Annotated in this window: 15 protein-coding genes; 5 read left to right on the top strand and 10 right to left on the bottom strand. The window is 63.2% G+C overall.

The genetic code is table 11. The features are described 5' to 3' along the window. Nucleotides 1-93: 93 nt before the first annotated feature. From J4G43_RS22785 to J4G43_RS22765, 5 genes are all read right to left on the bottom strand, one after another. Nucleotides 94-1,062, bottom strand: coding sequence for a branched-chain amino acid ABC transporter permease (locus J4G43_RS22785; protein WP_085402820.1), 969 nt, complete (start codon nt 1,060-1,062; stop codon nt 94-96). Between the two features lies 1 nt (nt 1,063). Next, nucleotides 1,064-1,927 (bottom strand): branched-chain amino acid ABC transporter permease, encoded by an 864-nt coding sequence (locus J4G43_RS22780; RefSeq protein ID WP_208086388.1) that lies wholly within the window; start codon nt 1,925-1,927, stop codon nt 1,064-1,066. Between the two features lie 72 nt (nt 1,928-1,999). After that, nucleotides 2,000-3,223 (bottom strand): ABC transporter substrate-binding protein, encoded by a 1,224-nt coding sequence (locus J4G43_RS22775; RefSeq protein ID WP_208086387.1) that lies wholly within the window; start codon nt 3,221-3,223, stop codon nt 2,000-2,002. A 48-nt stretch (nt 3,224-3,271) separates the two neighbouring features. After that, nucleotides 3,272-4,018, bottom strand: a complete 747-nt coding sequence (locus J4G43_RS22770; RefSeq protein WP_208086386.1) for an ABC transporter ATP-binding protein — start codon at nt 4,016-4,018, stop codon at nt 3,272-3,274. Continuing rightward, nucleotides 4,011-4,766 carry an ABC transporter ATP-binding protein gene (locus J4G43_RS22765; protein WP_063983735.1) on the bottom strand — a complete coding sequence of 252 codons (756 nt, stop codon included), beginning with the start codon at nt 4,764-4,766 and terminating at the stop codon, nt 4,011-4,013. Before J4G43_RS22765 ends, J4G43_RS22770 begins: the two co-directional genes overlap by 8 nt. Before the next feature lie 302 nt (nt 4,767-5,068). Between J4G43_RS22765 and J4G43_RS22760 the strand changes: the two genes are divergently transcribed. Continuing rightward, a complete protein-coding gene (locus J4G43_RS22760) occupies nt 5,069-5,749 on the top strand; it encodes a PAS domain-containing protein (protein ID WP_208086385.1) in 681 nt (226 codons plus the stop codon). A gap of 39 nt (nt 5,750-5,788) precedes the next feature. Here J4G43_RS22760 and J4G43_RS22755 read toward each other — a convergent pair whose 3' ends face one another. Then, entirely contained in the window at nt 5,789-6,142 is a 354-nt protein-coding gene (locus tag J4G43_RS22755; RefSeq protein WP_208086384.1) for an ArsC family reductase, read from the bottom strand. Between the two features lie 104 nt (nt 6,143-6,246). On the opposite strand from J4G43_RS22755, the gene J4G43_RS22750 reads away from it, so the two are divergent. From J4G43_RS22750 to J4G43_RS22740, 3 genes are all read left to right on the top strand, one after another. Further along, nucleotides 6,247-6,618, top strand: coding sequence for a tRNA-binding protein (locus tag J4G43_RS22750; RefSeq protein ID WP_208086383.1), 372 nt, complete (start codon nt 6,247-6,249; stop codon nt 6,616-6,618). A gap of 213 nt (nt 6,619-6,831) precedes the next feature. Beyond that, on the top strand, nt 6,832-7,464 hold the full coding sequence (locus tag J4G43_RS22745; RefSeq protein ID WP_208086382.1) for a TetR/AcrR family transcriptional regulator: 633 nt from the start codon (nt 6,832-6,834) through the stop codon (nt 7,462-7,464). Between the two features lie 3 nt (nt 7,465-7,467). Further along, entirely contained in the window at nt 7,468-8,250 is a 783-nt protein-coding gene (locus J4G43_RS22740) for a sulfite exporter TauE/SafE family protein (protein ID WP_208086381.1), read from the top strand. A gap of 2 nt (nt 8,251-8,252) precedes the next feature. Here the strand turns inward: J4G43_RS22740 and J4G43_RS22735 are convergent, their stop codons facing one another. From J4G43_RS22735 to J4G43_RS22725, 3 genes are all read right to left on the bottom strand, one after another. Next, a complete protein-coding gene (locus J4G43_RS22735; RefSeq protein WP_208086380.1) occupies nt 8,253-8,957 on the bottom strand; it encodes a glutathione S-transferase family protein in 705 nt (234 codons plus the stop codon). A gap of 92 nt (nt 8,958-9,049) precedes the next feature. Next, nucleotides 9,050-9,193: a hypothetical protein gene (locus J4G43_RS22730; RefSeq protein ID WP_208086379.1), complete on the bottom strand. Its 144-nt coding sequence runs from the start codon at nt 9,191-9,193 to the stop codon at nt 9,050-9,052. A 118-nt stretch (nt 9,194-9,311) separates the two neighbouring features. Further along, a complete protein-coding gene (locus J4G43_RS22725) occupies nt 9,312-9,977 on the bottom strand; it encodes a DUF429 domain-containing protein (RefSeq protein WP_208086378.1) in 666 nt (221 codons plus the stop codon). Nucleotides 9,978-10,288: 311 nt separating this feature from the next. Between J4G43_RS22725 and J4G43_RS22720 the strand changes: the two genes are divergently transcribed. Next, complete coding sequence (locus J4G43_RS22720) at nt 10,289-11,629, top strand: RtcB family protein (RefSeq protein WP_208086377.1); 1,341 nt, start codon at nt 10,289-10,291, stop codon at nt 11,627-11,629. A 42-nt stretch (nt 11,630-11,671) separates the two neighbouring features. Here J4G43_RS22720 and J4G43_RS22715 read toward each other — a convergent pair whose 3' ends face one another. Next, nucleotides 11,672-12,013 (bottom strand): carboxymuconolactone decarboxylase family protein, encoded by a 342-nt coding sequence (locus J4G43_RS22715; RefSeq protein WP_208086376.1) that lies wholly within the window; start codon nt 12,011-12,013, stop codon nt 11,672-11,674.

Here is a 12,013-nt window from a genome sequence, read left to right as displayed (position 1 = left end):
CATTTCCGCTCCGCGCGCGTGTCATCTCACGCCCGCGGAGCAGGATCATCCACCGGATTCGCGCACCAATGAAATTGGTGCGATATCAAAGGTTTATAGCGAGCGCCGGAAGTAATGGGCGATTTCGCCGATGACGCCGCGGCGGAAGGTGAGCACGCAGACCACGAAGATCGAGCCCTGGATCACCGTCACCCATTGGCCAAAACCCGCCAGATATTGCTGCATGGCGATGATCGCGAAGGCACCAACCACGGGGCCGAAGATGGTGCCGAGACCGCCAACCAGCGTCATCAGCACGACCTCGCCCGACATCGTCCAGTGCACGTCGGTGAGCGAGGCATTCTGCGCCACGAACACCTTCAGCGATCCGGCAAAGCCGGCCAGCGTGCCGGACAGGACGAAAGCCAGGAATTTATATTGGTCGGTCCGGTAGCCGAGCGAGATCGCGCGCGGCTCGTTCTCGCGGATCGACTTCAGCACTTCACCGAACGGCGAGTTGATGATGCGGTAGATCAGCAGGAAGCCGGCGAGGAAGCCGACCAGCACGACGTAATAAAGCACCGTCGGCTTGGAGAGATCGAGCAAACCGAACATCCGCCCCTGCGGAATGCCCTGGATGCCGTCCTCACCATGGGTGAACGGCGCCTGGAGGTAGATGAAGTACAGGAGCTGCGACAGCGCCAGCGTGATCATCGAGAAATAGATGCCCTGGCGGCGGATCGAGATATAGCCGGTGATGAGCGACAGCCCGAACGCCGCGGCGATTCCGACGAGGATGCCGAGCTCCGGCGGCAACGCCCACACTTTCAGCGCGTGCGCGCTGCAATAGCCGGCGGTGCCCATGAACATTGCGTGGCCGAACGACAACAGGCCGCCATAGCCGATCAGCAGGTTGAAGGCGCAGGCAAGCAGCGCAAAGCACAGCGCCTGCATCACGAAGAACGGATAGACGCCCGTGAAGGGCACCGACGCCAGCAGCAGCGCCATCACCACGAACACGACCATCTCGTCACGCATCGCGCGCGGGGTTACCGGCAGCGTGTCGTCCGTCAAGGCTGTCATATCAGGCCGCCCTTCCCGTCAGTCCCGTTGGCTTCACCAAGAGCACCAGCACCATCAGCACGAAGACGACGGTGTTGGAGGCCTCGGGGTAGAAATACTTGGTCAGGCCCTCGATCACACCGAGCGCAAAGCCGGTGATGATGGAGCCCATGATCGATCCCATGCCGCCGATCACGACCACCGCGAACACGACGATGATGAGGTCGGCGCCCATCAACGGCCGCACCTGGTTGATCGGCGCCGAGAGCACACCGGCGAGCGCGGCAAGGCCGACGCCAAGACCGTAGGTCAGCGTAATCATGCGCGGCACGTTGATGCCGAAAGCGCGCACCAGCGTCGGATTTTCAGTGGCGGCGCGCAGGTTAGCACCGAGCCGCGTCTTCTCGATCAGGAACCAGGTGGCGATACACACCACCAGCGAGAAGATGACGACCCAGCCGCGATAGATCGGCAGGAACATGAAGCCGAGATTCATGCCGCCCTTGAGCTGGTCCGGAATGGCATAAGGCAGACCGGAGGAGCCGAAATAGTTCTGGAACACGCCCTGCACGATCAGCGCGATGCCGAAGGTCAGGAGCAGGCCGTAAAGGTGGTCGAGCCCGGTCAGCCATTGCAGCATGGTCCGCTCCAGGATCATGCCGAAGATGCCGACAATGATCGGCGCGATCAGCAGCGCCCACCAGTAGTTGATGCCGCCGAGGCTCAGCAGGAAATAGGCAACGAACGCGCCCATCATGTAGAGCGCGCCATGGGCGAAATTGATGATGTTGAGCATGCCGAAGATCACGGCAAGCCCGAGACTGAGCAGCGCGTAGAACGAGCCGTTGATCAATCCCACCAGTAGCTGAGCGTAAAGAGCCTGCATCGATCCCGCACCCGGTCCCTTCGGCGTTCCCTGAAAATCGCCCGCAGGCCGGATGGCCTGCGGGCGGTTATCTTACTTCTTCAAGAGCGCGCACTTGCTCTCGGACAGCGGCGTGAAAGCCTGGTCGCCCGGCACGGTGCCGACCAGCTTGTAGAAGTCCCACGGCCCCTTGGACTCCGAAGGCTTCTTCACCTCGAACAGGTAGGCGCTGTGGATGGTGCGGCCGTTCGGCTGGATCTCGCCCTTGCCGAACAGGTCGTCCTCCGTCGGCAACGACTTCATCTTCTCGACGACCTTGACGCCGTCATGGGGATTGTCGCCGAGCGCTTCCAGCGTCTTGAGATAGTGACGCACGCCCGCATAGACGCCGGCCTGCACCATGGTGGGCGGCGCGTTGTTCTTCATCTTGTCGGAGAAGCGCTTGGAGAAGGCCCGGGTCTTGTCGTCCATGTCCCAATAGAACGTCTCAGTGAAGTTGAGGCCCTGCGCGGTCTCGAGGCCAATCGCCTTGACGTCGGTCAGGAACAGCAGCAGCGCCGCGAGCTTCTGTCCGCCCTTGACGATGCCGAACTCGGCCGCCTGCTTGATCGAGTTGGTGGTGTCGCCGCCGGCATTGGCAAGGCCGATGATCTTGGCCTTGGAAGCCTGTGCCTGCAGCAGGAACGAGGAGAAGTCCGGCGTGTTGAGCGGATGCTTGACGCCGCCGACGACCTTGCCGCCGTTGGCGGTGACCACGGCCGTGGTGTCGCGCTCGAGCGCCGCACCGAAGGCGTAGTCCGCGGTCAGGAAGAACCAGCTGTCGCCACCGGCCTTCACCAGAGCCTGGCCCGTGGTGTGGGCCAGCATGTAGGTGTCGTAGGTCCAGTGCACGGTGTTGGGCGAGCACTGCGCGTTGGTGAGGTCCGAGGTCGCCGCACCGGAGTTGATGTAGACGCCGTTCTTCTCCTTGACGACGTTGTTGACCGCAAGCGCCACGCCGGAGTTCGGCACGTCGACGATAACGTCGACTTTTTCGACGTCGAACCATTGCCGCGCGATCGCAGTGCCGATGTCGGGCTTGTTCTGGTGATCGCCGGAGATGATGTCGATCTTCCAGCCCTTCGCCGCAAGGCCGGAATCTTCAACGGCCATCTGGGCGGCGAGCGTCGAGCCGGGACCGCCGAGGTCTGCGTAGAGGCCGGACTGATCAGACAGTGCGCCGATCTTGACGGTCTTGTCCTGCGCGAAGGCTACGCCGGCGGTGGTCACGGCCAACGCCGTGCCGAGCAGAAACGATGCAATCGACTTTGTCTTCATGCTACTTCCCTTGTGAATTTTCTGTTGGCCGTTTGACGCTTGGCCGTTCTAGACGCCGAGATAGGTGTGGAGCTTGTCCATGTTGGCGGCAAGCTCCGAATTGGAAAATCCGTCAATGATCTTGCCGTGTTCGACCACGTAATAACGGTCGGCGACGGTGGATGCGAAGCGGAAGTTCTGCTCGACCAGGAGGATGGTAAAACCCTCCTTCTTGAGCCGTGCAATGGTGTGGCCGATCTGCTGGATGATGACGGGCGCAAGGCCCTCGGTCGGCTCGTCCAGCATCAGGAAGCTCGCGCCGGTGCGCAGGATGCGCGCGATCGCGAGCATCTGCTGCTCACCGCCGGAGAGCTTGGTGCCCTGGCTGTTGAGACGTTCCTTCAGATTCGGAAACAGATCGAAGATCTGCTCGAGCGGCAATCCACCCGGGCGAACCACCGGCGGCAGCAACAAATTCTCCCGCACATCGAGACTGGAGAAAATGCCGCGTTCCTCCGGGCAGAACGCGATGCCCATCCGCGCGATCTTGTCGGAGGTCGCGCTGATGATGTCCTGGTTGTTGAACTTCACCGAGCCGGTCCGCTTGCCGATGATGCCCATGATCGACTTCAGCGTGGTCGTCTTGCCGGCGCCGTTGCGGCCGAGCAGCGTAACCACCTCGCCCGCGTTCACGTCGAAATTGATCCCGTGCAGGATGTGGGACTCGCCGTACCATGCTTCCAGGTTGCGGACCTGGAGGATGTTGCCGCCGGTTGCGGCTTTTGCGGGAGCGTCCGCGGTTGCAGTCTCAGGCATGACCGGCTCCCAGATAGGCTTCCTTGACGCGCTCGTCCTTGGTGAGTTCGCTGTAATGGCCCTGCGCCAGCACCTGCCCGCGCGTCAGCACGGTGATGATGTCGGAGAGATTGGCCACGACGCTCAGATTATGCTCGACCATCAGGATGGTGTATTTCGCCGAGATGCGCTTGATCAGCGCCGCGATCTTGTCGATGTCCTCGTGGCCCATGCCGGCCATCGGCTCGTCCAGCAACATCATCTCGGGGTCGAGCGCGAGCGTCGTTGCGATCTCGAGCGCGCGCTTGCGGCCGTAGGCCATCTCGACCGCGGGCGTATTGGCAAACTCGCTAAGGCCGACATCGTTCAACAGTTCACGCGCGCGATCGTTGAAGCGGTTGAGCACGGACTTGGAGCGCCAGAAATCGAAGGAACTGCCGTGCTGGCGCTGAAGCGCGACGCGTACGTTTTCCAGCGCGGTGAGATGCGGAAACACTGCCGAGATCTGGAATGAACGGACCAGTCCCAGGCGCGCCACATCGGCCGGCGCCATCGCCGTGATGTCCTGCCCCTTGTACAGAATTTTGCCGGCGGACGGTTTGAGGAACTTGGTCAAAAGATTGAAGCACGTCGTCTTGCCCGCCCCGTTCGGGCCGATCAACGCGTGAATGCTCCCACGGCGAACCTTGAGCGCAACGTCGCGGACGGCGAAGAAGCCCGCGAACTCCTTGGTCAAGCCTTCCGTTTCGAGAATGAACTCATCGGCCAAACAGATTTCCCCCTGCCCGCACAATACGCGTGGCTGTCCTTAGTTACTTCGGCTTTCCGGGGGCCTTGGAGCCTGTCCCGGAACGTCGCCTCCGGGCGCGGAATATGCCGGAGGTGACGGGGGTTAGGCAAGGCGGAAAGCTGAGCAGATCAGGTCTCCGGCCGGGAGGCTTATGCTCCCTTAGTCGGACGCGTTTTGATGTCGCCTGCCCGGCCTCCCGGTTCGCAAGGCACCGGTCATCAAGCCGTCGTTAACGGTCTTTCATCCCGCGCGCCAGCCTTCATAGAAAATTTTCCCGCCGCATGGATCATGCGCGGGTTTTATGCGTCGGGAATATTGTCTTGGATTTTGCAAGCGCGGCTCCTTCTGTCGTCAAGTCGATCAGGCAGCGTGATCTCCTGAACACGTGGCTGCGACTTTATGCGCGCGGGCAGATGGTGCCGGCGATCTGGGAGTATCAGCCCGCGCGGCTCGAGGAAGAGCTGTCCGATCTCATCTATTATACCGTCGACATCTCGGCGCCGGCGCCGCGCCTCATCATCCAGAGCGAAGGCACGCGCATCTCGCGCGCCTATGGACAGACCGGCAAGGGCGTTCTGCTCGACGACTATATCGGGCCGCGCCTCGCACCCTTCGTGATGCCGATCTATCATGAATGCGTGGCACGCGGGCTTCCGGTTTACAGCGTGGCCGACGTCGACGACGTCTACGGCCGCGTGGTTGCCTATGAACGGCTGCTGCTGCCGTTCCAGACCGATGGCAAGGTCTGCCACGTGATCGCCTCGCTCAAGACGTTCTGCGAAGACGGCGGCTTCGAGATCAAGAATCTGATGCGCGGAAATGACGCGCTGCCGCGCCCGAAATTGCGCGCAGTGATCGACCGCGATCTCTTCCATCGCGCTCCCGGCCGGATCGCTGCGGCCGACGTCGTCGAGTTCGCCGATCAGCCCGGCGTCACCACCGAGATCGTCGAGCTGAATTAGAGGCCAGCGCGATCTGGCGCCGACCTACTCGGCCTTGACCTACTTGGCCTTGACTTCCTTGGCATAGATATCCGGCTTGAAGCCGACCAGAAGCTTGCCGCCGACTTCGAGCACCGGCCGCTTGATCATCGATGGTTGCGTTAGCATCAGCGCCAGCGCCTTCTTCTCGGTGAGGCCTTCCTTGTCGGAATCCGGCAGCTTCTTGAAGGTCGTGCCGGCGCGATTGAGCAGCGTCTCCCAGCCAGCCTTGTCGCTCCACTGCTTGAGCTTGTCCTTCTCGACGCCCGCCGCCTTGTAGTCGTGGAACTCGTAGGCGACGCCATGGGTGTCGAGCCAGGCGCGTGCCTTCTTCATGGTGTCGCAGTTCTTGATGCCGTAGATGATGTTGGGCAAGACCTTCCTCGCGCATGCGTCGTTTGATGACTGCAGCGTTGTACGAAACTCCGGTTCGCGCGACAACATTGCGAACGAACCTCGCTCTCCGAACGGATACATCAATGCACGTCACTCACGATCCCGCCGCGGCCGTGTCGCCAACCATCGACTTCAACAGCTTCCTCGCGGTCGATATCCGCGTCGGCACCATCGTCGATGCAAAACCGTTCCCGGAGGCACGCAAGCCGGCCTGGCGGCTGTGGATCGACTTCGGTCCCGCGATCGGCGTGCGCAAGAGCTCGGCCCAGGTCACCGAAAATCATCCGCTCGAGACGCTGGTGGGGCAGCAGGTCGCGGCCGTCGTGAACTTCCCGCCGCGACAGATCGGCCCGGTCGTCTCCGAGGTGTTGACGCTCGGCTTCCCCGATGCCGAGGGCAAGGTCGTGCTGGTGCAGCCGAGCAGGCCTGTGCCGAACGGCGGACGGCTGTTCTAGCCGCGCGATCGCGGGCCGGGCCGCCGTCACCTCAGCCACGGCCCCGGCAACGGTTTGATCCTCCTGTTTCCGGACCGTCTGGACTTGACCAAGATCGCCTTTGATAATAAAACTGACTGACTGATCGTTTTTTATTAATACCCGGCTTTGTAGTTGCCGCCTCGAGCAAACGGTCAAAACGACCGATCTGTCAGTTATTTATGGACGGCCAAAATGCCCAAGATCAGCGACAAGCAACGCGAAGGAAGGCGGCAGCAGATCCTCGAAGCGGCCCTCGCCTGCTTCGCCGAGCAAGGCTTCCACCAGACCGGCATGGCCGACATCGTCAAACGGTCGGGCTTGAGCCACGGCGCGGTCTATCTCTACTTCCAGAGCAAGGACGATTTGATCGAGGCGCTCGCCGACGACCGGCATCGTCGCGAGGCCGTGCTCAACTCGGTGGCGCAGGGATCGGGTGATCCGATCGAAGGACTCCACGCACTGATCCGCGTCTACGCGCAATGGCTCACCGATCCCGCCGGCGAAGCGCGGCGTCGCGTCGGCATCCACGGCTGGGCGGAGGCCCTGCGCAACCGCCGCGTCCGCACCAGCGTCGTCGAAGGCATCGACATGCCGCGCGCGCTGATCGTGGCGCTGGTCGAGCGCGGCCAGCATGACGGCCTGATCAAGCGCGACCTCGACGCCGACGCGGTCGCACGCGTGCTCATCGCGATCTTCCAGGGCTTCGTGCTACAGAAATGCTGGGGCGAGGATTTTGACATCGAGGCCTGCATGAAGGCCGTCGGCGGCGTGATCGAGGGATTTCGCACGACCAGGCCTGACATCAAGCGACGGACCAGGACGTAAGCGATGTCCTGGATTCACCATCTCCTCGCAGGCATTGGCGTCGGTCTCGTCGGCGGGCTGACATCGGGCTTCATGGGAACGAGCCCGGGCGGCGGGCTTGTCGTCTTCACCGTGCTGCTGCTCGGCGCGGTGCAGCATGTCGCCCAGGGGACGTCGCTGATCACGCAGGTCCCGCCCACTGGCCTCGCCGGCGTACGCCGCTACTGGCAGAGCGGCAATCGCAGCCCGCTGCAATGGATCGCCTGGATCGGCCTCGGATTTCTCATCGGCGGCGCCGGCGGCGGTTACGCCGCGGCGGCGGTCTCCGACTCGGTGCTGCAATGGACCTACGTCGTCTATCTCGTCGCGCTGATCGCCCTTCTGATCCTGCGCCGCGACCGCAAGGACGGGAGCCACGCGGCCGCCGACCGAGACGAACTGCCTTGGCTCCCCCTGCTCCTCATCGGCGCGCTTGCCGGATTTTCCTCCGGCTTCATGGGCATCGGCGGCGGGCTCGCGATCACCGTCGGCCTCGCCGCGGGCCTACGCGTCCCGCAGCACCAGGCGCAACTCGTCAGCCTCATCTTCTCGGTCATCCCGACCAACATTCCGGCGGCCTGGATCTACTGGAGCAAGGGGCTCATGGTCGGCTGGCCGGCCATCATCGGGATTCTCGCCGGCCTCTGGATCGGCACCGATCTCGGCGCACGCGCGGCCAACGGCGTCGGCAAAGCGGTGCTGCACAGGGTCATGATCGCCCTCATCTCGGTGATGGCGCTCTACATGACGCATAAGGCGCTGACCTGATTCTACGGCCGCTCCGGAATGTTCAGCCCGCGCTGCACGGCAGGACGCGCCAGCCCCCGTTCGAGCCAGGCACCGACCGACTTGAACTGGCTGAACTCGACGAGATCGCCGGCGCCGTAGAAGCCGATGAGATTGCGCACCCAGCCGAGCATGGAGATGTCGGCGATGGTGTAGTCGTCATCCATGAACCACTGCCGGCCGGAAAGATGCGTCTCCATCACGCCGAGCAGACGCTTGGCCTCGCTGACATAGCGGTCGAGCGGCCGCTTGTCCTCGAAATCCTTGCCGGCGAATTTGTGGAAGAAGCCGACCTGGCCGAACATCGGCCCGATGCCGCCCATCTGGAAATGCACCCACTGGATGGCCTGGTAGCGGCGCGCGGCGTCCTCCGGCAGAAGCTTGCCGGTCTTCTCGGCGAGGTATTGCAGGATCGCCCCGGACTCGAACAGCGGCAGCGGCCGGCCGCCGGGACCGTTGGGATCGAGGATCGCCGGGATCTTGCCGTTCGGATTGAGCGAGAGGAATTCCGCCGTCTTCTGGTCGTCCTTGCCGAAGTCGACGAGGTGGACCTCGTAAGGCAGACCGATCTCCTCCAGCATGATCGAAACCTTGACGCCGTTCGGCGTCGGCAGCGAATAAAGCTGAAGCAACTCCGGATGCCTGGCAGGCCAGCGCTTGGTGATGGGAAAGGCGGACAGATCAGGCATCGGAACCCCGGCTTCGTTCGTGAGATGCCGCCTAATCTAGGCGAGCCGTCGAACGACGCAAGGCCGAGCAGTGATCATGCATCGAAGCCGGACTACAAGGGCCGCAGCAAATTCCTGGCGGCGTACGCGATATCGCGCTGCGCGCGCTGCTCGATGAAGAGCTGCCCGGTGACGAGCAGCGCTCCGGTGAAAACGAGCGCGAGCATCGCGGTCGCGAACTGACTGGCATCCTTCATCGCACGAGCTTCTCCGTCATCGGTTCGCACGGGGAACGCGGGCTGACCATCGACAGTTCCTGCACGCTTCAAATAAATTGCCACTTTATCCCGACTCGAGACGCACGAGGCCGCGACCTCAATAATTGATCTCCATCCGCAGTCCGCGCGGATCGACCTCCTCGCCGCCGACACGCTGTGTGCTGTCGCGGGCCGCGACCGCGCAGGCACAGGCATCGATGAGATCGTCGCGGCCGATGCCGGTGCCATGACGCTGCGTCAGCCATGTCTCCAGGCGCGTGAAGCCGCGTTGCGCCAGCAGCGAGATGCGCTGCTCACGACCTTGCGCCGACGTCTTCTTCGGAAGAAGGACGCGCCCTGCCAGATTCCAGAAAATCAATTCCGGATGCGCTTCGCCAATTGTCGCCTGCCGCACCGGCGTCATGATCTCGTCGACATCCCTGATCTTGTCCCTGATGTTCCAGAGCTGCGCCGACACGCCCCTGCCCTTGCCTTCCCGCTCCCAATAGTGGCGATTGGCTGCCGCCATGTCGGGAAATGTCCAGAGATCGCGGCGCGCGCCAAGAAACACGGCGGGGCCGACCAGCTCGCGTGCACGCAAGTCGCAGGCTCGATAGCCGCTCGGATTCAATCCGATCGGCATGTCGATCATCGCACGCGCATGCGGCAACGCAAGCAAGCGCGTCAGGCCAGGCGAATAATCGAAGCCGTGATCGCCGCGCCCGTCGATCCAGGCTGCGACCCAGCCGAAGCGAAATCCATCGAGACCGAGATAGTTTGGCAAATCATGCGTCCATCGTTTTCAATCTTCACACACGCGTCGCTTGACATCCGTAAGTTGCGAGAGTATTTCCCGCGCCCTCACGAGCACTTCCGTTCGTGACACACATCATGAACCGAGCAATGCCGCACCGCTACGCAATCCTGGTCGGCCCGTCGAATGACCTACGGTCAATCGATTGCGCACGCTTGGCTCATGGGAGAGGTCTTGCCTGATAGCGAGATCAAAAGTCCAGGTATCACGGGCCCTCCCGAGCCAACGCTCCGGAGGGTTTTTTGTTATTCAAAGCAATATGTTAAGCAGGACACATGACCATGCGACGATCTGATCCCTACATGGAACGCGCCCCAGAGCTCTGCCTCGCCGTCGGCGTCGATCCGGACTCGCGCGTCGGTGAAGGACGCGGCCAGCCGGCCTGGTGCCTGTACAAGGACGCCGCGCGCAAGGAGCATCTGGCACGCGAGGCCAATGCGACGGCCGACGCGATCGCGCAGCTCCATCCGCAGGAGGCCCGCTTTCAGAATGCGCCGCTGAAGATTTTTGGCCCGCATGAGGAAGCGACCATCGCGCAGATGCGCAACTGCATGGCGGTCGGCAATGTCGTGTCCGGCGTGATCTGCGCCGACGGCCATCTCGGCTACGCCCAGCCGGTCGGCGGGGTCATCGCCTACGAGAAGCAGATCAGCATCTCCGGCGTCGGCTTCGACATCGGCTGCGGCAACATGGCCGCACGGCTCGACACGCGCTTCGACGACATTGCGGCGATCGTGCCCACGATCATCCGCGACGTCGCCAAGGTCATCTCGTTTGGTGTTGGTCGCGCCAACGCCGAACGGGCCGAGCACGAGCTGTTCGACGACGGTGACGCCTGGCGCGAGAGCGACATGGAAGCCTACCGTCAGAAGGCGGTGGCGCAGCTCGGCACGGTCGGGTCGGGCAACCACTATGTCGACCTCATGCGCGACGAGGAAGGTTTTGTCTGGATCGGCGTCCACTTCGGAAGCCGTGGTCTCGGGCATACTTCCGCGACGCGCTACCTCAAGGCCGCCGGCGGCAAGGACGGCATGAACGTCCCGCCCGCCGTCGTCGACGAGGAGTCCGAGCTCGGCCGCCGCTACATCGCGGCGATGCAGCTCGCCGGGCGTTATGCCTATGCGGGCCGCGAGTGGGTCGTCGAACGCGTCCGTCAGATCATCGGCGGCCGCGCGACCGAGAGCGTGCACAACCACCACAACTACGCCTGGCGTGAGACCCACGACGGGCGTGATCTGTGGGTGGTGCGCAAGGGCGCGACGCCGGCGTTTCCCGGCCAGAAGGGATTCGTCGGCGGCTCGATGGGGGACGACGCCGTCATTCTCGAAGGCGTCGACAGTCCGGAAGCCAGGGCTTCGCTTTACTCGACCGTACACGGCGCCGGCCGCATGTTCGGACGAAAGGAGGCGAAGCGGCGCTTCTCGCGTGCGGAGATGGACCACTGGCTGAACGAGCGTGGCGTCACCTTGATCGGTGCCGACCTCGACGAGAGCCCGATGGCCTATCGCCGCCTGCCCGACGTGCTCGCGCAGCATGCCGGCACCGTGCGGGTGCTGCACACGCTGCGGCCGTTCGCCGTCGCCATGGCCGGTGAAGGCGAGTTCGACCCCTGGAAGGACTGACGCGAACCGCAGGCGGGAGGCATCACCTCCCGCCTGCATCATCTATGCTTTCGTTTCACTGCGATCGAACAAGCGCTGCGCCAGCAGCGCATGGCCGAGCGTGCCGCCGGCGCGCACGGCCGCGGCAATCAATGCCGCTTCCGCGACTTCCTCACGCGTCGCGCCGGCCTTCGCTGCCTGCGCCGTATGCACGTCGAGGCAATAGGCGCATTGCGTGGTGAGCGCGACCGCGAGCGAGATCAGCTCGCGATATTTCGGCGGGATCAATCCGTCCTTGCGCTCGACCGCGTGGTTGAACGCCAGAAACGCGTTGGCCTCGACCGGCGCCAGCGCCACGAAAGCCGGGACAGACTTCAGATCGTCAGGCGTTTGATAATCGGTCAT

Origin of the sequence: Bradyrhizobium barranii subsp. barranii (genome assembly GCF_017565645.3) — a bacterium.
GTDB lineage: Bacteria > Pseudomonadota > Alphaproteobacteria > Rhizobiales > Xanthobacteraceae > Bradyrhizobium > Bradyrhizobium barranii.
Note: the sequence above shows the minus strand (reverse complement) of the source record. Positions and strands in the feature narration are given on the sequence as shown.

What these genes read in the sequence shown, in the direction of transcription:
- J4G43_RS22785 (WP_085402820.1), bottom strand. Translation starts at nt 1,062, where the DNA reads ATGACAGCCTTGACGGACGACACGCTGCCGGTAACCCCGCGCGCGATG.
- J4G43_RS22780 (WP_208086388.1), bottom strand. Translation starts at nt 1,927, where the DNA reads ATGCAGGCTCTTTACGCTCAGCTACTGGTGGGATTGATCAACGGCTCG.
- J4G43_RS22775 (WP_208086387.1), bottom strand. Translation starts at nt 3,223, where the DNA reads ATGAAGACAAAGTCGATTGCATCGTTTCTGCTCGGCACGGCGTTGGCC.
- J4G43_RS22770 (WP_208086386.1), bottom strand. Translation starts at nt 4,018, where the DNA reads ATGCCTGAGACTGCAACCGCGGACGCTCCCGCAAAAGCCGCAACCGGC.
- J4G43_RS22760 (WP_208086385.1), top strand. Translation starts at nt 5,069, where the DNA reads ATGGATCATGCGCGGGTTTTATGCGTCGGGAATATTGTCTTGGATTTT.
- J4G43_RS22750 (WP_208086383.1), top strand. Translation starts at nt 6,247, where the DNA reads ATGCACGTCACTCACGATCCCGCCGCGGCCGTGTCGCCAACCATCGAC.
- J4G43_RS22745 (WP_208086382.1), top strand. Translation starts at nt 6,832, where the DNA reads ATGCCCAAGATCAGCGACAAGCAACGCGAAGGAAGGCGGCAGCAGATC.
- J4G43_RS22740 (WP_208086381.1), top strand. Translation starts at nt 7,468, where the DNA reads ATGTCCTGGATTCACCATCTCCTCGCAGGCATTGGCGTCGGTCTCGTC.
- J4G43_RS22735 (WP_208086380.1), bottom strand. Translation starts at nt 8,957, where the DNA reads ATGCCTGATCTGTCCGCCTTTCCCATCACCAAGCGCTGGCCTGCCAGG.
- J4G43_RS22730 (WP_208086379.1), bottom strand. Translation starts at nt 9,193, where the DNA reads ATGAAGGATGCCAGTCAGTTCGCGACCGCGATGCTCGCGCTCGTTTTC.
- J4G43_RS22720 (WP_208086377.1), top strand. Translation starts at nt 10,289, where the DNA reads ATGCGACGATCTGATCCCTACATGGAACGCGCCCCAGAGCTCTGCCTC.
- J4G43_RS22715 (WP_208086376.1), bottom strand. Translation starts at nt 12,013, where the DNA reads ATGACCGATTATCAAACGCCTGACGATCTGAAGTCTGTCCCGGCTTTC.